We start from the raw sequence: 20,481 nt of genomic DNA, 5'->3' as shown, positions 1-20,481 counted from the left end.
AGCGGTCATGAAAGCGTTGTCAGCCCTCGCTCCGGAAGTGCGGCAGTACTTGCTCGTCACGGGCAACTATTGGGCCTTCACCCTCACCGACGGCGCCTTGCGTATGTTGGTGGTGCTGCATTTTCACGCGCTGGGCTACAGCCCTCTTCAAATCGCGGCGTTGTTCCTGTTCTACGAACTTTTTGGCGTGATCACCAATCTTGTGGGTGGCTACCTCGGCGCTCGGCTGGGGCTGAACCGAACCATGAACATCGGGCTGGGCATCCAGGTCGCGGCGCTTCTGATGCTGACGGTTCCTGTCGCCTGGCTAACCATCCCATGGGTGATGGGTGCTCAGGCGCTGTCGGGGATTGCCAAAGACCTGAACAAGATGAGCGCCAAAAGCTCCATCAAGCTTCTGGTTCCGGATGGGCAACAGGGAAAGCTCTACCAGTGGGTGGCGATCCTCACTGGCTCGAAGAACGCACTCAAGGGCGTCGGCTTTTTTCTTGGCGGAGCCTTGCTGGCACTCATCGGCTTCAAAGGCGCCTTACTGGCCATGGCGGGTGTCTTGGCGCTGATCTGGATCAGCAGCCTGATCCTGTTGAAGAAGGACCTGGGCAAGGCCAAAGCCAAGCCAAAATTTCGCGACATCCTGTCCAAGAGCCGGGCGATCAATATCCTCTCAGCGGCCCGAATGTTCCTGTTCGGCGCCCGTGATGTCTGGTTTGTGGTGGCCTTGCCGGTGTACCTGAGCAGCGTGTTCGGCTGGGACTTCTGGAAGGTGGGTGGCTTCCTTGCAGCGTGGGTGATCGGCTACGGCATCGTGCAGTCGTTTGCGCCCAACATCACTGGCAAGAAACGCGGCCACGTACCGGATGGTCGGGCGGCGTTTCTGTGGGCCATTGCACTGGCGGGGCTGCCTGCGGCAATCGCTCTCGGGCTGAACACCGGGCTGTCGCAACAGGCGGTGCTGTTGGGTGGATTAATGGTCTTTGGCGCGTTGTTCGCGGTGAATTCGTCGCTGCACAGCTACCTGATCGTGTCCTACGCCAAGGAAGATGGCGTGTCACTGGATGTGGGTTTTTATTACATGTCCAACGCCATGGGACGCCTGATAGGCACGGTGCTGTCCGGGTGGGTTTATCAGGTGTATGGGCTGGAAGCTTGCTTGTGGATATCGAGCGCATTCGTTCTGCTCGCAGCACTGATTTCTATCGGGCTGCCAAGGCATGCCGAGGCGATATGAACCCATCAGGCAGGATGCGGTGAGCGTCATCGCGCCACTCGAGTGTGGGAAGGGCTGGCAATGCCTGAACCAGCAAAAATCGAAGGCGCGTCATGAGCAAGTATAGCGACCTGCCTACACTGTCTTTCGGGGTGATTGCCGGCAGAGTTTGGCAGCCTGATTAGCCGCGATGAGAAGCGAGCATCCTTGGTGGTGAAAGAGGGCAGCGACTGTCCAGCCAACAGCCAAGGACTGCTGAAGGACATCCTCCTTCAGCGCATAAACGACTGCATGGCCAGTGTTCAGCTTTACGCTTCTGCGGAAGATGTCAGGCAAGGCTCCCCTCAACAGTCAGCGGTATACACAAAGGTTGACTGCCGTCTGCGCGGCAGATGCCGAGCCAGTCAAGACTACTTAGTGGAAGCGTTGAGATCGTTCAGCTGTTTCGGTTTTGACAATATCATTGCGCAGTCGAAATCCAGGCCTGGATATCTGCAACAGTCGGAATCTTCCCGCTGCTTACAACCTTCTCGTTAATCACCAGAGCCGGCGTGGCGAGGATGTCATAAGTCATCATCTTGCCCATATCGGTGATCTTTTCGAATTCGGCTTCGATATTTAGATTCTGCGTGGCTTGACGGGCTACGGCCTCCAGCTTCTTGCAGTTGGCGCACCCTGAACCCAGGATTTTGATGTTCAGCATTGGAAGCTCCTTGGTGTGTAAGTCAGCTTGCTGTTTGTTTACGTTGATAACGGATCAGTTGGTAAATTGCGCCAGTTATGGCGAGCGAAGCGGCCATTCCTGCACCAAGGATCAGCCAGTTGGTGCCATCGACCCAGGCACCATAGAGCAGGCCTGCCACGATGCTGAACGAAGCGACAAACCCAACGTAGGCTGCGGTCTTCTTGCGACCAATCACCGCCGCCACCATGAGCATGCTCTGCAAGCTAAGTTCAGGATCCGCCATCAGGTAGGCCAGGAGCGGACCAGGATGCATACCGAGATCAAGGAACATGCGGGCGACGGGCACTTCTACCAAGGTTGGGAAGTACATGAACACGCCGAACCCTACCGCTATGGCATTGGCGAGCACTGTGTTGCTGCCTGCAAGACTTTCAATCCACTCGGGTTGAATAACCTGGCGAACCATGCCGACAATGAATACACCCACCACCAGCACAACAAATATCTGCTTGACGAAGCGCCAGGCTTCCCACAGCCAGCCTTGCCAGTCTTCGGTTGGCAGTTTTCGGGCAAAGTACCAAACAGACAATAGGGTCAATGCGACACCGAACACACGACCCGTGAAGGTAAAGGTTAATGTGCCAGGTTCTGGTGTCAGTCGCATCGAAGCGATCAGCAAGGTACTAGCGGTCAGACCCAGCGCAACCCATGTCCAGTGGTTGGCTCCTTCGGTGATGTTATCCAGACCACGCTTGGCCGTGGCGGCAATCATCAGGAGCAGGGCGATGAGAACAGATCCTTGGAAGCTCACGCCTTCTTCTCCTTTACTGGCGTCGTATGGAACCCAGTCAAACAAGGTGTCCTGCCACGCCTGGGGCCAGAAAAGCGGGACTTTGAAACTGATCAAATCTGCGGTCAGGGGCCACAGTTTCAAGGTGCCCGCAATCAGCAATGCCACCAAAGATAGCAGTACGCCCAGTGCAGGCCGGGAAACGTGGGCCTTCTCTGCGAACAGGGCATCCGCCTGTGCGTCGTGGGTCAGGTCGTCTTTCCAGAATAGGGTAGCCATCAGCAAGCCAATACCGATGCCAAAGATCAGGCAGAGGATCAGACTATTGGCGCTGATACGGTTTTGATCCAGGCTGCCGGAAATCGTTGACCTACCTGAGTACTCGGTAATCGATGGTCTTATGCGTGTCTTCACAGACCGCCTAGGGGTCAGCTGAAGTCAGCAGCTTGGGTCAAAACCACGCCAGCACCAACAGCCGGCTGCGATAGTGGCGTTTTTTTCGTTCATTGATCCGCTTTTCCCTTGATGGCCAAAACGCTGCAAGGCACCTGATACAGAACATGCTCCGTGGTACTGCCAACCAGCTTGTCCACCCCTTTGTGATGGGTATTTCCCATTACGAAGACATCCGCTCGAGTATGAGTGGCAAAGTCGGCCATTGCTTTGGTTGGCGGTCCTGCAATGAAGTGTTGTCGCTCAGGTGGCACGCCGTGGCGTCCAGCCAAGGCAATGAAGCACTTTTCAAGTGACCGGCGCACGTCGTTGCTGAAGCCTGGCATCGTCACGGCGCCAGCACCTGCATCAGAGAAATGTGTGTGTGTCAGTTCATAGGCATACAGCATGTGCAATTCAGCATCACATTGCGTCGCCAATTCGTTCGCCGCCTGAATGACGCTGTCGTTGATTCCGCTGATCTGACCCTCTGGATGCGATGGATCAACCGCCGCCACAATCACCCGAGGAAGCGGACACCTGACTTCGCTGACCAGATGTATGGGGGTCGGACATCCGCGCAACAACTGCCAATCCAAAGGCGTGACGAATACGCGTTTGAGCGCTGATTCATGATGTACGTCCTTGATAATCAGGTCCGGCTGCATTGCAGCCACATGCCCAAGGATCTCTTGCAGTGGGTCACGGGTCAATGCAACTTCGGTGGTCACATTGATGCCCTTCCTGCGCATGAGTTCGGCCTCATCCGTCAACCACTGCAGGTTCTCCTGCCGGCAACTCTCACGAAGTTGTTCACTGTTGCTCATTAACCGCATAAGGTCGAAGTCTTCGATGAACACTGCGATATGCAGCGCTGCGCCTGTAGCGTCGGCCAGTGCGATTGCCCGCTCCATCGCCGGCGAGTGACGCATGGTCGGACCTGCGATCAGAAAGAGTCGTTGATACTGCCTCATGTGACACCTCCAAACGTTCTGGGTTATTCGCTAGCGCCCCCAGCACTTTCGCGTGTCCCACCATTGACGATCTTTTATCGCCTCAACTACCTGGATCGACACTATCAATATACGCCTGCATCACCGGCTTACCAGTTGCCAAGCCTGTCGAAGGAGGTAACAGACCTTTTCATCACGATCTAGCGGGGACGGGACTGCTGGAACGGCGCGCCATGCCACCCGCCTTAACCACGAAGCAGAACCATGCGACTACCGGTAGTTGAGCACCTGAATCAATACTTCGTAAAAAACGAACTATTCGCAACGAATAAACGATTTTTGTTGATGTAACAGGCTCGTTAGCATGACTCCTCCAGCCTATTGCTGCTTCATGCGGAGACAGTAAATGACCGCCTTCAGCGTCGGCCAACCCTGGATGTGGGCCGCCTTCATCGTGTTCGTCCTTGCTATGCTGGCGCTCGATCTGTTCGTCTTCGGTGGGCGCAAGGCGCATCGTGTTTCGGTGCGCGAGGCGCTGGCCTGGGTCACCGCCTGGACGAGTTTGGCGTTAATCTTCGCCCTCCTGCTTTGGTGGTATCTGCGCAGCATGTTCGGCGCCGAAGTCGCCCTGCGCACAACGCTCGAATTCCTGACGGGCTACCTGATCGAGCAGTCGCTGTCGATCGACAACATGTTCGTTTTCGTGATGATCTTCGGCTACTTCGCCGTGCCACCAGAGTTGCAGCGCCGCGTCCTGCTCTACGGCGTGCTCGGCGCCATCATCATGCGCGCCGGCATGATTTTCGCCGGTGTCTGGCTGGTGCAGGAGTTCGCCTGGCTGCTCTATATCTTTGGCGCTTTCCTCGTCATCACCGGCATCAAGATGCTGATCTTCGCCAACCAGCAGCCAGACCTCGAAAAGAACCCTTTGTTGCGCTGGCTGCGTAGCCATCTTCGCATCACCGACGGCTTTCACGGCGAGCGCTTCTTCGTGCGCCAGAACGGCCTGCGCTGGGCGACACCGATGTTCCTGGTGCTGGTACTGATCGAGGCCAGCGACCTGGTGTTCGCGGTCGATAGCATCCCGGCTATCTTCGCCGTCACCACCGACCCCTTCATCGTGTTCACCTCCAACATCTTCGCCATCATGGGCCTGCGCGCACTGTATTTTCTGCTTGCCGACATGGCCGACCGCTTTCACTTGCTCAAATATGGCCTGGCCATCGTACTGGTGTTCATCGGCGGCAAGATGCTGGTCGCGCCGTGGTGGCACGTGCCGATCCAATGGTCGCTGTCTACAGTCGGCGGCATCATCTTGATTTCGGTCCTGTTGAGCCTGGCTTTGACGAAGAGCAAAACACGGGTTACGGGAGAACAATGATGAGTCAGAGATGTTGGCGCTGATGCAGTTTTGACCCAGGCTACCGGAAATCAGTGACCTACCCGAATACTTGGTAATCGATGGTCTTATGCGTGTCTTCACAGACTGCCTAAGGGTTAGCTGAAGTCAGCAGCTTGGGTCAAAACCGCACCAGCACTGTAGTGGTCAACTAATCCCGGACACGACGTTAAGTTTTTTCTCGGCCTGAGCCGGGGCCAGCCCATTATTGAACTGATGCGGTCTAATCCAGTTGTACCGATGCATCAGGTAATAACTGATGTCGCGGTGCGCTTCTTGAGCTGTCATGTAGCCCACAGTCGGTATCCCTTCAGTTTTCAAGCTGCGGAACACACGCTCCATCGCCGCATTGTCCCAACAGTTCCCACGACGGCTCATGCTTTGGCGCATGCGGTAACGCCAGAGCCGTTGGCGAAACAGGCGGCTGCCATATTGCGAGCCCTGATCCGAGTGAAACAGAAGTCCTTGAGGCCTGCCACGCTGTTCGTAAGCCATGTCCAACGCCTTGATGACCAAGATCCGCATCCGGCTTGTTCGACAGCGCCCAGCCCACCACTCGGCTCGCGTAAAGATCCATAACGACAGCCAGGTAATGCCATTTCCCTTGAGCCCAGATGTAGGTGATGTCGCCACACCAGACCTGATTCGGCGCCGGCACATCAAACTCTCGATTCAAGATGTTCGGAATGTCAGGCCGCTCAACCGTCGCTTGTTTGTAGGCATGTGATCCAGGTTGTTTGCTGACCAACTCCAGTTCCCGCATCAGGCATCGCACCTTGAACCGCCCAATTTGCTCGCCGTCTTCCTGCATCATCGACACGATGCTGCGGCTAGCAACCGCTGCTGTGGGTGCATTGGCATACGCTTATTACAAGGGCAGTGAGGAGCAAGGCGCGTACAGCAAGGGCCTGATTCTGACTGGCAATTCTGCGGGAGTGAGCGCGGAGCAGTTGGGTGTAATGGCCCGGCAAGTCGGCGCAACTGTGGGCACAACCGGGCAAGCCGCCGATGTTCTCGCACTGCTGGCCGGCAATGGCAAGATTGCAGGAGAAAGCTTTTCTGGCATCGCTCATCCATCCATTCAAACCAGTTGTTGATCGCGATGATTGCCCGGTGCGGCCAGATAGCACGGAAGAATGGGTCATGGACGACCTGCTCTACAGCCTTCGATTGCCCTCGCGGGCACCTTCAACATTTCCCAGCGGGTTTTCGATTGAAATGTCCATGCGGTTCGTGATGGCTTTATGTTATCATCACTGTCGCCTTCTGCGCGCTGCCGAGCCTGATGAGCATAATGCAAGCTACGGAGTTGCTGATCGCTAGATGGATCCTTCGCGCATTTTTTAATCCTTTTAGCGGCGTCTGCGTCCACTTCGGAGGGCTTAGTTATGCCGCAGAATCTGCCAGCCGTGACGCTGCGCAACCTCATTTTCATGCTCACAATCACGGCCGCTTTGAGTACGCTCGTGGCGAGCCTGACTGTTGCTTATCATACGTATCGAGAGGCGGTTGTTCGGAGTTCGCTCGAAGGTAATGAAGCATACGCGCGAAAAATTTCGGAAGCGTTAAACGGAGTTTTGCAAGATAGCTTCGCAAGACTTAGATACAGCGCTCAAATGATTGGAAAAGGTGGCGATCTTAACCATGAAATGGACCGTTTACTCCATCAAGACTCGACGTTCAATAGCATTGTCGTTGCCGACGTGCACGGACGTATCTCAAACTCTTTGCCATATAGTGAACGCTTAACCGGCAAAGTACTACTTACCTGGCAACCAGTATTGAACGAGACTGAACATACAAGTTCGGCGTTTTTATCGTTGATGGGGAATCTTATTGTTTATATTTCGGTGCCGGTGAGGAGCAGCGATGAAGATAAGGCGGGTGTCTTGGTAGCCACCATTCACCTTAAAGCAGATAATTTTTTTTATAGATTGCTTAGTGAACATAGCTTCATTAATGGAGCCTCTCTCTATTTAATTGACGGGAAGGGTAATTACCTCTATCAACCCAACGATATCAGCTTGAGTAGGAGGGTCGAGAAAGACACTGTTCTGCAGGCTCTTCTCCATCGTGAAGGCGGGTCGGTGGTTGTGAAGAACTCGGCGGGGGATGAGGCACTTCTAAGTTATGCATCTGTGCCAAACACAGCGTGGGGCGTCATTTTAGAGCAACCGCTGCAGGTCGCGGACGATATGATGAAAAACCTTTTCCAATCCATCGCTTGGGGAATTTTACCTCTTGGATTAGCTGGGGTTTTTTTCACAGCTTGGGGGGCGTCGAGGATCAGTCGCCCTTTGCGCCAGCTGGCTGACGGAGCCAAACAGCTTGGAGAAGAAAAGAGCATACTTCTCATCAAAGAAACGAATGGTTGGTATTTGGAGGCTTCGCGTCTCAGGAGGGCGCTTCTTACAGGAATCAGCCTTGTCGATCAAAAGCTGTCCATACTCAACGATCAGGCCTATAGGGATCCGTTGACCAATCTCGCAAATCGTAGAGGCCTTGTTGAGATTCTCTCTCGCTTGGAGCAAGAGAGTGAAGGATTCTCCGTTATAGCTGTGGACATAGACCGCTTCAAAATGGTCAACGATACGTTCGGCCATGATGTCGGTGACATGGTCTTGCGACGACTTGCTCAAGTCCTTGAAAATCAAACGAGAAAAGGAGATGTCGTTTTTAGGGTTGGGGGTGAGGAATTCGTTGTAGTGCTGCCGCACAGACCCATTTATGCCGCGGCAGCGCTTGCTGAAAGGATTCGTTCTGCAGTTGAAAAGACATCTATGAGCCCCTGTACGCCTGTGACAATTTCTTTAGGGGTTGCGTCTTGGTGCAAGGACTATGATCGTAATTTTTCCGATACCTTAAAGAAGGCTGATGAACTCCTTTATATGGCCAAAAAAAGCGGTCGTAATCGCGTACAAACCCAATCTAAAGATCTTGAGAACCTATATTAGAGTTTTTTTGTGATATCGCGAATTCAGGAGAGGACGTGCGCAAAACCTCCTCTGAGCGACTTCATTCTTCTGAGAGTGGCGAGACGCAAAACTGCGGAACCTTTGCGGCTCCACGTTCAATTGCCTGCCTCCTGGTCGGCCTTGAGGATCGAGGCTGCGAGGGGCTTGCGTACATTGGAAAACCACCATAGGGCCGCTGCGCCCAGTAGCGTGGTCAGCACGGCCAGAATCAGGATCACGCGTTGTGTGCCCAAAGGCGCGGCCAGTAGCGCCACCAGCAAGCCGGCCAGGGGCTGCGAAAGGTTATTGAGCAAGGTGATCACGCCCACGGTTTTGCCGAAGTCCTGGGGGGGAATCACCCGCTGGCGGATACTGCGAATGTAGACGTTGAACATCTTGTCGAAGCCGACGATCAGGAGGAACCCCAGCACATAACTGGCCATGGCAGGGCTCAGGGCGCTGATGAAGGCGCCCGCGGCAATCATCGTGTAAGCCACACCACCCAGCACCCGAAGGGGCAGCACCACCCGGGCGAGGAAGAACAGGATCACGATGGTAGTCACCGCGCTGGCCGCCTGCAGCCCGGCGTAGGTGTCCTTGCCCGCACTGAACTGGCCGATCACCATGGCCGCCGAGGTGGCCAGGGTGACCCCGACGATCAGGTTGACCCCAACGGCCAGGATGATGATTTTTTTCAGCTCCGCCAGCTCGCGGATATGCCCGAAGGCGATACGCAGAGGTTGTAGCCAGATGTCCTCATGCTGTTCGAATACCTCAAGGGTGATGCGGCTGAAGCGTTGCCACACCAGCATGCTCAGGTCGGCCAGCACGAACAGCCCGGCGACGCACAGCACCACCCAGTGCCAGGCCCATACTTCCAGCAGCAGCGCCGCCACCAACGGCCCGAGGACCAGTCCGGTCTGGTCGGCGATCTGCGAGTAGGAGAGGGTCTTGGTGTAGCTGTAGTGCTGGAAAACATATGGCATCAGCACCTCGCGGGCCATGATGCCCTGGGTAGTCAGCACTCCACAAAGCGCCGACAACACCACCAGCCAGGCGATGCCGCCGAAGATTCCGTAAAGCGCCACCGCCAGCACACAGAGTAGTGCGCGGTAGACCTGGCTGATGTGCAGGATTCTGATGGGCGAAAACTTGTCGCAAAGGGCTCCACACAATGGAAACGCAAGAAAGCGTGGCAGTGATTCTACGAAAAACGCCAGCCCGGCCCAGGACGCACTGTTGGTGCTCTGGAACACCACCAGCGGCACGATGAACAGCAGAAGTTGATCTGCCAGCCGCGATAGAAACAACGAGATAAAAAAAGCCAGGTAATCCTTACGCATAGTGACTTCCTGTGGGCGGGCGGATGCGGTGGCTGACTGCTAGATCCGAAACTGGCCAACCAAACGACCTAAACGATTACCCAGTTCAGTGAGACTTCTGGAGGTTTGCGCACCATTTCTGGCGCCTCCGGCGACCATATCAGCCGCCTGGGAGATGTGAGTCATGCTGCGGTTTACCTCCTCGGCCACGGCGGTCTGCTCTTCGGAAGCGCTGGCGATCTGAGCGTTCATGTCGTTAATTGTATAAATCAGTTGGCTGATGGCATCCAGCGACAATCCCGCCTGGTTTGCCAGCTCTCCTGTTGTTCGGCCTGTTTCGCTGGAGCGGCCCATCGTGATCATGGCGTCTTGAGTGCCTTTTTGAAGCAGACTGATCATCCCATGGATTTCCTGTGTGCTCTTTTGCGTACGGCTGGCCAATGCTCGAACTTCGTCAGCGACCACCGCAAATCCACGACCTGCATCGCCGGCCCGTGCTGCTTCAATGGCGGCGTTCAAAGCCAATAGATTGGTTTGCTCCGCGATAGAACGAATGACGTCAACCACACCGGCAATCAGCTGCACATCCTTGTTCAGGCTGTCCAGAGACGAACTACTTTGTCCAATTTCCTCAATCAAAGAATGAATGCTTTCGATGCTCTTGTTAACGACATCTCTTGCCTGCCCACCGACATCGCTGGTTTCTCGTGCTGCTTGCGAAGCACCTTGGGCACTGACTGAAACCTGTTGCGCGGCCGTGGACATTTCATGAATAGCTGTCGCCACTTGATCCGTCTCGTGGCGCTGACGATCCATGGCCAGCTCTGACCGTTGTGCCTGCGCCGACATCTCTTCGACCAGTGATGTCAATTGTCCAGTCATCTCGGCGATCTGCCGCACAAGGCTATGAATTTTTTCCACAAACAAGTTGAACGAGTGAGCCAGATCGCCCAGCTCATCGTTGCTCGAAACGGGCAAGCGGTGTGTGAGGTCGCCATCTCCAGCGGCGATGTCGTCCAGATTTTTCCTGATGGCCAGCACAGGTTTCACAATGCTGTTGCCTAGCCAAATGCCAACCAGCGCCACGAGTAGCAGCACGCAAACGGCGAGGAAAAGGATGTAAGCGGTGTACTGGCCGATTCGCTCAAAGCGCTCACTGGCAATGGCCTGCACCTGAACTTCAAGATCGTCCAGGTTCACTTGGGTGCCCACGATCAGGTCCCACTTATCCAGGTAAACGGTGTAACCAAGCTTGGGAGTAGGTTGTGGGCTGTTGGGTGTTTGCCAGTGATAGCGGAAAAAATGAGTGCCCGTCCTGGCCGCGTCAACCAGCCCGCGAATGACGTATACGCCGTTGGCATCTTTGCTATCGACAAAGCTCTTGCCGATATCGGTGTTCAGATTGGCGGAGAACACTCGAACAGACGAAGAGTCATAGCCGTAAAAGTAGTTTTGTTTATCGAAACTCAGCGTACGCAGAATCTTCACGGCCTGATCCCGAGCGTTGGAATCCCCATTTTTGGAAGCGTCGTAGATCGGCTGAATCGAGGCCTGGGCAATTTCCATATAGTGCTCGAGCGAAGTTTTTCGCTCATTGATCAAGAGGTCGCGCGTCTGCTCGACCTCCTCGGATGCCAGCTTTTGCAAAACCCCAAAGGTGATACCGCTGATCACTGCAGCCAGCAAAAGGCCAGGGATGATCGTCAGAAGAATGACTTTGCTGCGAAGACTTAACATCACGATGAGTTTCACCTCACTCAAGAGATTTTATTTTGATCCACCCGTTTTTATCTCGGCCAAGGCTGGCTCGACATCGCATAAAAGGAAGGGGGTTTTTTGGTTGAAACGGTTGAGTCTGGAGAGACTGAAGGTCTCTTGCCGTCAAAAAAACTATTAATGATCGATCGATCAATAGTAGTCTACGCTCATCCCGAACGGCTTGTCGATGGTCGGTAAAAGGCGGTGGAAGTACCTGTCGCGTCATTGACTCAAGAAGGGGACGTTGACCAGGCCCGATGTCTTTTGCGCAAGACGCAACATGACGTTGCGTCCTGCCCATATTCTCTGGAGGGGGAGTGCCGCCTATTTTGTTGACCTGAAAACATCAATGCGAGTGACCTCTCTTGGAGAGCCACCGCCGTCGAATCTCAGGAGTTTATGGAATGGGCGCTTCTACAAGTAGTACAGCAACGACGATACAAAAAGCCTCAATGACCAGAGGGCTGGTGCTTCTGTTTGCGTTTTGTTGCGGTGCCATCGTGGCCAACATCTATTACGCACAACCGATCATCAGCTTGATCGCCCCGGATATCGGCATGTCGAATGGCAGCGCGAGCTTTATTGTTTCGCTGACCCAGATTGGTTATGCCCTCGGGTTGTTTTTCCTGGTGCCCTTGGCGGACCTGGTCGAAAACCGCCGACTGATGATCGCGACGATCGTGATCACAATCTTCAGTCTGGTCGCCGCTGGTTTAGCCAAGCAGCCGAGCGTATTTCTTGTCGTATCGGCACTCATCGGTTTCAGCTCGGTCTCCGTGCAAATGCTTATTCCACTGGCCGCACATCTGGCACCGGAAGAGTCTCGCGGTCGGGTGGTTGGCGGGATTATGGGAGGCTTGCTGCTGGGGATTCTGCTTGCGCGGCCGCTGTCGAGCCTGGTGGCGGATCATTTGGGTTGGCGTGCTGTGTTCATCGGGGCTGCGGCCTTGATGCTCATCATCTCCATCGTGATCGGCATGACCATGCCCAAATGGCAACCGGCTCATCGTGCGTCGTATGGTCAACTGCTGATGTCCCTTAGACAACTGTTTTGCCGCGAGCCCGTATTACGTCAGCGGGCGCTTTATCAAGGGCTGATGTTTGCGGCGTTCAGTTTGTTCTGGACCGCCGTGCCACTGGTGTTGAGTCGTGAGTTTGGCCTTACGCAAAGTCAGATTGCGATGTTCTCTCTGGTCGGCGCCATCGGTGCAGTCGCCGCGCCTATAAGCGGTCGACTCGCTGATGCAGGGCACACTCGACGGGCCTCACAGTTGGCCATGGTGCTGGGCGTGGTGAGTTTCCTTCCAGCCTTCATCAACCCCTTTTACGGCGTGATTGGTTTGGCGGTCACCGGTGTTGCGCTGGATTTTGCGGTGCAGATGAACATGGTGCTTGGCCAACGTGCCGTCTACGCCCTGGGCACCGCCAACAGAGGCCGCCTGAATGCGTTGTACATGATCAGTATCTTCATTGGCGGTGCGATCGGTTCCTCGGTGGCCAGTTCGCTTTATGAACATGCCAGCTGGTTGGCTGTTGCAGCGGTGGGTAGCGCTTTGTCACTGGTCGCTCTGGTCGCCTTCTCGATGGTTTCTCGTCGAGCCGGGCAGGCCCAATGAGACCCCAGGTCAGTCAAGGAGTGTCATGGACAAGCTGCTTGCATTGAAGATGTTCGTCCAGGCTGTGGACTCGAAGGGCTTTTCTTCTGCCGCTCGACAGTTAGGCCTGGCGACGTCTTCCGTGACCCGGATGATCGATGGGCTTGAAGCGGAACTGGGCGCCGTCCTGCTGAACCGCTCCACGCGTCAAATCTCATTGTCAGATGCCGGGGCCGCCTACTACTTGAAAGCGCGGGAAGTCTTGAACGCTGTAGCCGAAGCGGATGCTTCGGTGACTGACCGTGGGGAAGTTCCCGCAGGGCATCTTCGTATTTCCATACCGGTGGCATTTGGACGTCGTCTGATTGCGCCTCATATCGCCTCGCTTTTGAAGCGTTACCCGCAACTCGTGTTGGACATGACACTGTCTGACGACATTGTCGAGTTGCTGGGCGAGCGCGTCGATCTGTCGATCCGATTGGGTTCGGCAGCCGCCATGGATGGAGTAGTCAGCCGTCCCGTCGGTCACTTTAGACGTCGAGTGGTTGCCAGTGCCGAGTACCTGAAAACCCGTGGCTTCCCTGAACATCCTACGGACCTCTTACAGCATGAATGCATGCGCTTCAGTTACGGCCCAAAGCAACAGGTCTGGACTTTCCTGAAAGACGGTGAAGAGACTCGAGTACCCGTAGAGGGGCGCTTTAAAAGCAACAACGCGGAGGTTTTGCGTGAACTCGCGCTGGCGGGCGGTGGGGTGGCTCTATTACCTGACTGGCTCGTCAATGACGATGTTGGTAGCGGTCACTTGACGACATTGTTCGAGTCTTTTGTCATCAATCCGAACGATGCGAACTCGGCCATCTCTGCGCTGTATCTCCCCAATCATCGCGGCTCCAGACGCGTCAATGCGTTTATCGATTTCATCAGCGAATTGCTGGGGCCTGAGGGCATGCCCCAGCGCTGATTCCGCCAAGTAAGTGGGGTTCATAGCCAGCGCATTCTTTTGTTTTGTATGATGCCTCGATGAAGCTCTAGTGAGGCGTTATGCAAGACTCAAAAAATGTAGACGAGAAAGAGCCTGGAAAATCAGCCGACTCCGAAGGCCTCGTCAAGTCGACGACTCGACGCCTTTCGCCAGAGGTCAGGGAAAAGCAGATTGTGCAGAAAGCCATTGAGCATTTTGCGACGTGCGGATTCTCGGGGAGTACCCGCGAGCTGGCGCGACAACTTGATATTACCCAACCGTTGCTCTATCGATATTTTCCTAGCAAAGAGGCATTGATAGACCGTGTCTACGACGAGGTTTATCAGTGGGATACCGCGTGGGAGGCGATCATCAAGGATCGTTCGGAACCCCTGCAGCCTCGTCTGGTTCGTTTCTATACCTCATACGCAAGCGTGATTCTGCGGCGAGAATGGATTCGTATCTTCGTATTCGCCGGGCTGACACGTGAAGGTATCAACGATCGGTATCTGGCTAAATTGCGTGAGCGGGTCTTCATACCTGTCATTGCAGAAATCCGCCACACTCATGGATTGGCACCGTCCTCAGGTGAAACGATCAATGAAAAAGAGCTGGAACTGATCTGGAGTCTGCATGCCAGCATTTTCTATGTTGGCGTGCGCAAATGGATTTACGATCTTCCCGTGACTGAGGACATTGATGCGCTGATCGAGCAGATGGTCGATGCGTTCCTTAACGGCAGCCCCCACGTACTGCAGCAAGTCGATAATGACCTCGGCGAGAAGTCTCGCTTGAATTGATCGGCTTCGATCCGAAGGGTTTTTCCCCCTTTTCCTGCTCCCTGATCTCCTGCTTCGACCCTCTTTTTTGTCGACCACTCATCACCTGTTTCAGCCTTCAGCTGAGCGGGTGGCAAGGTGCGTACGCGCGCCTGTCTGCGCCGCAAAGGCCCTTTCCCAACGCCTGAAGCGTGTTCTCTTTCAGCGACGCCACAACGTCGTTCAGGCCAGTCCTGCGAAAATTTGATCCTCCAGCTATTGCCTTCAATTTCATCAGGTCGTATTGTTTATCAAGTGATAAATAAATACAAAAACAGTTGGAGGCACCATGCAAGTCCTGAAGCTCGCTCATTACTCGATTCGGTCGTTCGACCTGGAAAAGTCCAGTCGATTTTATGAAAGGGTGCTCGGTTTTACCCCAGGCTACCGTCCACCTTTCGATTTCCCCGGCGTTTGGTTGTACATGGGAGGGGATGAGGAGGACTTCGGCACGGTTCACATTATCGGGATTGATCCCTCCAACCCCGAAGGTCTGAAGAAGTACCTCGGCGATAAAGAAATCCCGCTGTCAGGCACTGGCACCGTTGACCACATCGCCTTTCTGGTCACAGGCCTGGTTGAGTTCTGGAGCGTTTTCAAAGCCGAAGGCGTTGCCTGGCGTGATCGCACCGTTCCGAGCCTCGGCCTGCATCAGGTGTTTATCGAAGATCCGTCGGGTGTCACCATCGAACTCAATTTCCCGGCCTCCGAGATTGAAGCAGTAGGTTCTTACGCCTCCCATGTAGCTGCCAGTGGGGGAGAGCGGTCATGATCAATGCATTGAGCAAACGCCGCGCTATTGTTGTAGGCGGTTCGCTGGGTGGCCTGTTTGCAGCCCATATGCTGTTACGCAAAGGTTGGGACGTTGAGGTTTTCGAACGCGTTCCGGACGAACTCGCTGGACGAGGCGCCGGGATCGTTACTCACCCTGAGTTGTTCGAGGCGATGGCCGCCGCGGGAATTCCTCTCGATGCGTCTGTAGGTATCGATGTACTTTCGCGTGTCACGCTGGCTCAGGACGGCGATGTCGTACTCGAAAACGCGCTCCCGCAAACGCTGACTGCGTGGGGGAAAATGTACCAGGTCCTTCGCGCCGTATTTCCGGACTCACTGTACCGCTGCGGTGGTAGCGTCATCTCGGTTGAAAGCACCGAAACGCATGCCAGCGTGACTTTGGCCGATGGCACCACTCATCAAGCGGACGTCGTTATCGCCGCTGATGGATTTCGCTCGACTATCCGCCAGCATTTTTTACCTGACGTCCACCTGCAATACGCCGGCTATATCGCATGGCGTGGGTTAGTCGATGAAAGTGCGTTGTCTGACTCTGCCCACGCAGCGCTATTCGACAAGTTCGCTTTTTGTTTGCCTGCGCACGAGCAGATCCTGGGCTATCCAGTTGCCGGGAACTCCAATAGCACCCTTGTGGGCGAACGTCGTTATAACTTTGTCTGGTACCGCACCAGCGGCGACGACGATTTGCGCGATTTGTTGAGGGATGAAAGCGGTAAACAATTTGAAGGTGGAATTCCTCCGGCGCTGATACGCCGTGACGTGCTCGACAACATGTACAACTGCGCAGAGACATTACTTGCCCCGCAGTTCGCCGAAGTCGTGAAGAAAGCCACGCAGCCGTTATTCCAGCCGATTTACGATCTGGAAGTACCGAAAATGAACTTCGGACGTGTCGCTTTGTTGGGCGACGCAGCATTCGTAGCGCGTCCCCATTGTGGGATGGGTGTTACCAAGGCCGCCGGTGATGCGTTGGCAATCGTCGAAGCACTTGAGCGACATGCATCCGTTGAAGAGGCATTGGCGGACTACAGCGAACAACGCTGTCGTTTCGGGGCGTCGATTGTTCAGCATGCCAGGCATCTGGGTGCCTACATGCAGGCGCAACTGAAGAGTGAAGAAGAACGCGAAATGGCTGAGCTATATCGAACGCCAGAAGCCGTGATGCGTGAGACCGCAGTGCCGGTGAAGTTTTAATTCAGCCACACGCCCTTTGCAGGAGATAACCATGGAACATGCATATCCGCGAGACGGTGGCCCGGCCATGTCCGCTAATCAGGTGGATGACACAGTTCAAAACCCGATTCTCGACAATCCGCAGTTTCGTGCTTTGGTAAAGCAGCGACGAATATTTTCGTGGAGCATGACGGCTCTTATGTTGGCGGTCTATTTCGGTTTTATTCTTTCTTTGGCCTTTATACCGGCCCGCTTGGGTACACCGATCATCGAAGGGCAACCGATGACGTGGGGCGTGCCCATTGGCTTTGGAATGCTCGCCTTCACGATTCTTCTCGTGGCTGTCTACGTATGGCGCACTAACACCTGCTACGACCCCAAAATAAAAACAATCATCAGGAGCTTCAACAAATGAAGCGTCTACTTATTGCAATTTCCGCCGTCTTTGCTTCGGTAGCGGTCTATGCGGCCGATGTCCCTGCCGTCGCACAAAAACATAACCCGATGGCTATCGGTATGTTTTTAGCGTTCGTTATTTTCACTCTGTTTGTCACGCGATGGGCGGCACGTAAAAACAATAGCGTTGCCGATCACTATGCAGCAGGAGGAAAAATCACCGGTTTCCAAAATGGTTGGGCCATCGCTGGAGACTACATGTCCGCGGCGTCTTTGCTGGGCATCTCCGCGTTGGTTTTTACCAGTGGTTTTGATGGTCTGATCTACTCGATCGGCTTCCTTGCAAGCTGGCCGATCATTCTATTTTTGATCGCAGAGCCATTGCGAAATCTGGGGCGCTACACTCTTGCGGACGTACTGTCCTATCGACTGAAACAACGCCCCATTCGTGCCTTTGCGGCGTCCAGTTCGATCGTTATCGTTCTGCTTTACCTGGTTTCTCAGCTGGTAGGCGCTGGGAAACTGGTGGAGTTGCTGTTCGGCTTCGATTACACCGCGGCAGTACTTCTCGTGGGTACGCTGATGGTTATCTATGTTTTCTTTGGGGGGATGCTGGCAACCACCTGGATTCAGATTATCAAGGCCGTCTTGCTGCTGACCGGCTGCGTCTTCATGGCGTTCATGGTGTTATCCGAATTCGGATTCAGCCTGAACCAGTTGTTCACTCAAGCTACCCAGGTTCATCCGTCCCATGTAGCAATCATGAGCCCCGGCGGTCTGATTACCGACCCGGTGTCTGCCATTTCCCTGGGATTGGCATTGGTCTTCGGCACGGCAGGTCTTCCACACATTCTCATGCGGTTCTTCACCGTCGGTAACGTCAAGGCCGCACGCCAAAGTATTCTTTATGCCACGGGTCTTGTCGGCATAGGGTACGCACTGATCGTCATTATCGGCTTCGGCACCATCGCCCTGGTTGCCAGTAATCCTGCCTATCACGATGCCTCAGGCGCAATAGTGGGTGGCGTAAATATGGTTGCGATTCACCTCGCACACAACGTCGGCGGTAATGTCTTCCTGGGGTTCATGTGCGCGGTATCGTTCTCGACGATATTGGCGGTGGTGGCGGGGTTGACCCTTGCCGGCTCTTCTGCGGTTTCTCATGATCTTTATGCGCATGCCTTACGCCGTGGCACCGCCAATGACCGTGAAGAAATGCGTGTCTCTCGTGTGACAACCATCGTTTTGGGGGTGTTGTCGATTCTCCTGGCGATTGCTTTTGAAAAACAGAACATCGCCTTTATTGTGAGCCTGACGTTCTCCATCGCCGCCAGTTCCAATTTCCCCGTGCTGTTGTTGTCGATTTACTGGAAGGGCCTGACGACGCGTGGCGCGGTGATTGGCGGATCGCTGGGGCTGGTCTCGGCAATCACCCTGTGCATCCTCAGCCCCACGGTATGGGTGAAGATCCTGCATCATCAGCAAGCCTGGTTCCCGTATGAATATCCCGCCCTGTTCTCGATGGCCGTCGCATTTATCGGTATTTTCTGGTTCTCCATCACCGATCGTTCCGCCAGTGCTGTAAGTGAGCGCAATCGATTTGAAAATCAGTTGGTGGATTCTGAATTGGGTACGCCGGCAACCTGGAAGGCGCAGCTGAAAGCTGATTAATTCGGGTTATTACTGTTCACATTAAATAATGGCTGCATGAACGTGCAGCTCTTGTGAATGACTACGCCTGAAAATCGCTGAAAAGTTTGTACAAAAACAATAAATCTCAACTTAGGTACGAATCGATGAAGTGTACTTTGACTGTTGCAGCAGCCCTGTGTGTATTGGCGCAGCACGCCCATGCGGCGGGTTTTATCGAAGACAGTAAAGCGGCGCTGAAACTGCGTAACTTCTATATCAACAGCGATTACCGGGACTCAGCAACCCCCGCTCAGAAAGCAGCCAGCCAGAGTTATCAAGCGGAGTGGGGCCAGGCCTTTCAGCTCGAATTCATCTCGGGTTATACCCCGGGGCCCGTAGGTTTCGGGGTGGATGCGTTGGGCATGTTGGGCGTCAAGCTGGATTCAAGCGCCGGCAAGCATGGTAATCCGACGGGCACGAACTACGGCGGCATAGTGTTTCCCAGCGACGGCGACCATGCGGTTGACGAGGTCTCCAACCTGGGCCTGACCGGGAAAATGAAAATATCCAAGACCGAGCTGAAACTCGGAACGCTGGTCCCGAAACTGCCGGTGATCTTCAGCAATGACGGACGTTTGTTGCCGCAAACCTGGCAAGGAACCCAAGTGACTTCGGCCGATATCAAAGATCTGACCTTGGTGGGCGGGCAAATTGATGAGGTGAAGGGGCGTAACTCCAGCAACAATGAAAACATGTCCATCGCCGGTGCGAATAATGCGGTCACCGGCCGCTTCAGTAATAAATTCATCTACGCCGGTGGTGATTACAAACTGACTAAAGATCTGACCGTGCAGTACTATTACGGCAATCTGGAAGATTTTTACAAACAGAACTTTCTCGGGCTCATTCACAACTGGGCGATGGGGCCTGGCGTACTAACCAGTGATCTTCGCTACTTCAATAGTAAAAGTGACGGCGCAAACGGCCATGATCCTGCGTATTTCACGACAGGCTACTACGGCGGTAATACCTTAAAGGGTGAAGTCGACAATAATCTGTACAGCGGATTATTTACCTACGCGGTTGCTGGTCACACCTTTGGCGCAGGTTATGAAGTCAGCAATGGTAAAAGTGACTTTCCGTATTTAAACCAAGGGGACGGCCCGACCACCTATACCATCACGGAGATGCAGGTTCAGAAATTCGTTCGTGCCGGCGAGAGGTCATGGCAAGCCCGTTACGCTTATGACTTTGCAACGCTGGGCTTGCCAGGTGCGACGGCGGGTGTTGTGTATGTTAAAGGCGATGGTATCGATACTGTTGCCTCCAGCAATTCCAGTGAATGGGAGCGTGATATTACGCTGGCCTACGTCGTGCAATCAGGCCCCCTGAAAGGTTTGGGTGTCATGTGGAAAAATGCAATGGTGCGAAACAATATCCCGAACGCCCGCCAGCAAGATGAGAACCGCGTAATCATAAATTACCAGTTGGCGTTGTTTTGATTTTTAAACAGTGGGGTTCGCTTCGCGGAAGCGATAGTTCGTATAAAAAATTCGGTGGGTCAGTGCTGTTCCTGGCTGGCCGCTGTGACGGACAGGCAGCACTTTA

General features: G+C 54.4%; 15 protein-coding genes and 4 pseudogenes. 12 read left to right on the top strand and 7 right to left on the bottom strand.

Going from position 1 to position 20,481, the window contains the following annotated elements; all coding sequences use genetic code 11:
• The first annotated feature begins 7 nt into the window (after positions 1-7).
• Entirely contained in the window at positions 8-1,228 is a 1,221-nt protein-coding gene (gene arsJ / locus Q7W83_RS16285) for an organoarsenical effux MFS transporter ArsJ (protein WP_150637239.1), read from the top strand.
• Between the two features lie 439 nt (positions 1,229-1,667).
• On the opposite strand, the gene Q7W83_RS16280 is transcribed toward arsJ, so the two are convergent.
• From Q7W83_RS16280 to Q7W83_RS16270, 3 genes are all read right to left on the bottom strand, one after another.
• Positions 1,668-1,910, bottom strand: coding sequence for a thioredoxin family protein (locus Q7W83_RS16280; protein ID WP_150637237.1), 243 nt, complete (start codon positions 1,908-1,910; stop codon positions 1,668-1,670).
• Between the two features lie 22 nt (positions 1,911-1,932).
• Positions 1,933-3,096 (bottom strand): permease, encoded by a 1,164-nt coding sequence (locus Q7W83_RS16275; RefSeq protein ID WP_224787838.1) that lies wholly within the window; start codon positions 3,094-3,096, stop codon positions 1,933-1,935.
• Between the two features lie 89 nt (positions 3,097-3,185).
• The gene (locus Q7W83_RS16270; RefSeq protein ID WP_473656352.1) at positions 3,186-4,088 is read right to left on the bottom strand and encodes a universal stress protein; all 903 of its coding nucleotides are present in this window, start codon (positions 4,086-4,088) and stop codon (positions 3,186-3,188) included.
• A gap of 385 nt (positions 4,089-4,473) precedes the next feature.
• Between Q7W83_RS16270 and Q7W83_RS16265 the strand changes: the two genes are divergently transcribed.
• Positions 4,474-5,448: a TerC family protein gene (locus tag Q7W83_RS16265; protein WP_150637233.1), complete on the top strand. Its 975-nt coding sequence runs from the start codon at positions 4,474-4,476 to the stop codon at positions 5,446-5,448.
• 165 nt (positions 5,449-5,613) lie between these two features.
• Here Q7W83_RS16265 and Q7W83_RS16260 read toward each other — a convergent pair.
• A pseudogene (locus Q7W83_RS16260) lies at positions 5,614-6,307 on the bottom strand (IS3 family transposase); the annotation flags it as partial.
• On the opposite strand from Q7W83_RS16260, the pseudogene Q7W83_RS16255 reads away from it, so the two are divergent.
• Both Q7W83_RS16255 and Q7W83_RS16250 read left to right on the top strand, forming a co-directional pair.
• Positions 6,291-6,548: pseudogene (locus Q7W83_RS16255) on the top strand (phage tail length tape measure family protein); the annotation flags it as partial. The pseudogenes Q7W83_RS16260 and Q7W83_RS16255 overlap by 17 nt on opposite strands.
• Positions 6,549-6,854: 306 nt before the next feature.
• Positions 6,855-8,420 (top strand): sensor domain-containing diguanylate cyclase, encoded by a 1,566-nt coding sequence (locus Q7W83_RS16250; RefSeq protein WP_473656351.1) that lies wholly within the window; start codon positions 6,855-6,857, stop codon positions 8,418-8,420.
• A 116-nt stretch (positions 8,421-8,536) separates the two neighbouring features.
• On the opposite strand, the gene Q7W83_RS16245 is transcribed toward Q7W83_RS16250, so the two are convergent.
• The 3 genes and pseudogenes from Q7W83_RS16245 to Q7W83_RS16235 all read right to left on the bottom strand — a co-directional run.
• A complete protein-coding gene (locus Q7W83_RS16245; protein WP_473656350.1) occupies positions 8,537-9,763 on the bottom strand; it encodes an MFS transporter in 1,227 nt (408 codons plus the stop codon).
• Positions 9,764-9,802: 39 nt separating this feature from the next.
• Positions 9,803-10,318, bottom strand: a pseudogene (locus Q7W83_RS16240) (methyl-accepting chemotaxis protein); the annotation flags it as partial.
• 342 nt (positions 10,319-10,660) lie between these two features.
• A pseudogene (locus Q7W83_RS16235) lies at positions 10,661-11,479 on the bottom strand (cache domain-containing protein); the annotation flags it as partial.
• Between the two features lie 425 nt (positions 11,480-11,904).
• On the opposite strand from Q7W83_RS16235, the gene Q7W83_RS16230 reads away from it, so the two are divergent.
• From Q7W83_RS16230 to Q7W83_RS16195, 8 genes are all read left to right on the top strand, one after another.
• The gene (locus Q7W83_RS16230) at positions 11,905-13,116 is read left to right on the top strand and encodes an MFS transporter (protein ID WP_473657635.1); all 1,212 of its coding nucleotides are present in this window, start codon (positions 11,905-11,907) and stop codon (positions 13,114-13,116) included.
• 25 nt (positions 13,117-13,141) lie between these two features.
• Positions 13,142-14,059 (top strand): LysR family transcriptional regulator, encoded by a 918-nt coding sequence (locus Q7W83_RS16225; RefSeq protein ID WP_458377238.1) that lies wholly within the window; start codon positions 13,142-13,144, stop codon positions 14,057-14,059.
• A gap of 80 nt (positions 14,060-14,139) precedes the next feature.
• Positions 14,140-14,859 (top strand): TetR/AcrR family transcriptional regulator, encoded by a 720-nt coding sequence (locus Q7W83_RS16220; protein ID WP_150637224.1) that lies wholly within the window; start codon positions 14,140-14,142, stop codon positions 14,857-14,859.
• A gap of 307 nt (positions 14,860-15,166) precedes the next feature.
• A complete protein-coding gene (locus Q7W83_RS16215) occupies positions 15,167-15,649 on the top strand; it encodes a VOC family protein (protein ID WP_473656349.1) in 483 nt (160 codons plus the stop codon).
• Complete coding sequence (locus tag Q7W83_RS16210) at positions 15,646-16,866, top strand: FAD binding domain-containing protein (protein WP_473656348.1); 1,221 nt, start codon at positions 15,646-15,648, stop codon at positions 16,864-16,866. Before Q7W83_RS16215 ends, Q7W83_RS16210 begins: the two co-directional genes overlap by 4 nt.
• Positions 16,867-16,897: 31 nt before the next feature.
• Entirely contained in the window at positions 16,898-17,260 is a 363-nt protein-coding gene (locus tag Q7W83_RS16205) for a DUF485 domain-containing protein (RefSeq protein ID WP_150637219.1), read from the top strand.
• Positions 17,257-18,912, top strand: a complete 1,656-nt coding sequence (locus tag Q7W83_RS16200) for a cation acetate symporter (RefSeq protein WP_150637217.1) — start codon at positions 17,257-17,259, stop codon at positions 18,910-18,912. The genes Q7W83_RS16205 and Q7W83_RS16200 overlap by 4 nt, the downstream gene beginning before the upstream one ends.
• Positions 18,913-19,037: 125 nt before the next feature.
• Positions 19,038-20,375, top strand: a complete 1,338-nt coding sequence (locus Q7W83_RS16195) for an OprD family porin (protein ID WP_150637214.1) — start codon at positions 19,038-19,040, stop codon at positions 20,373-20,375.
• Positions 20,376-20,481: the final 106 nt, after the last annotated feature.

Source organism: Pseudomonas sp. 300 (genome assembly GCF_055803035.1).
Note: the sequence above shows the minus strand (reverse complement) of the source record. Positions and strands in the feature narration are given on the sequence as shown.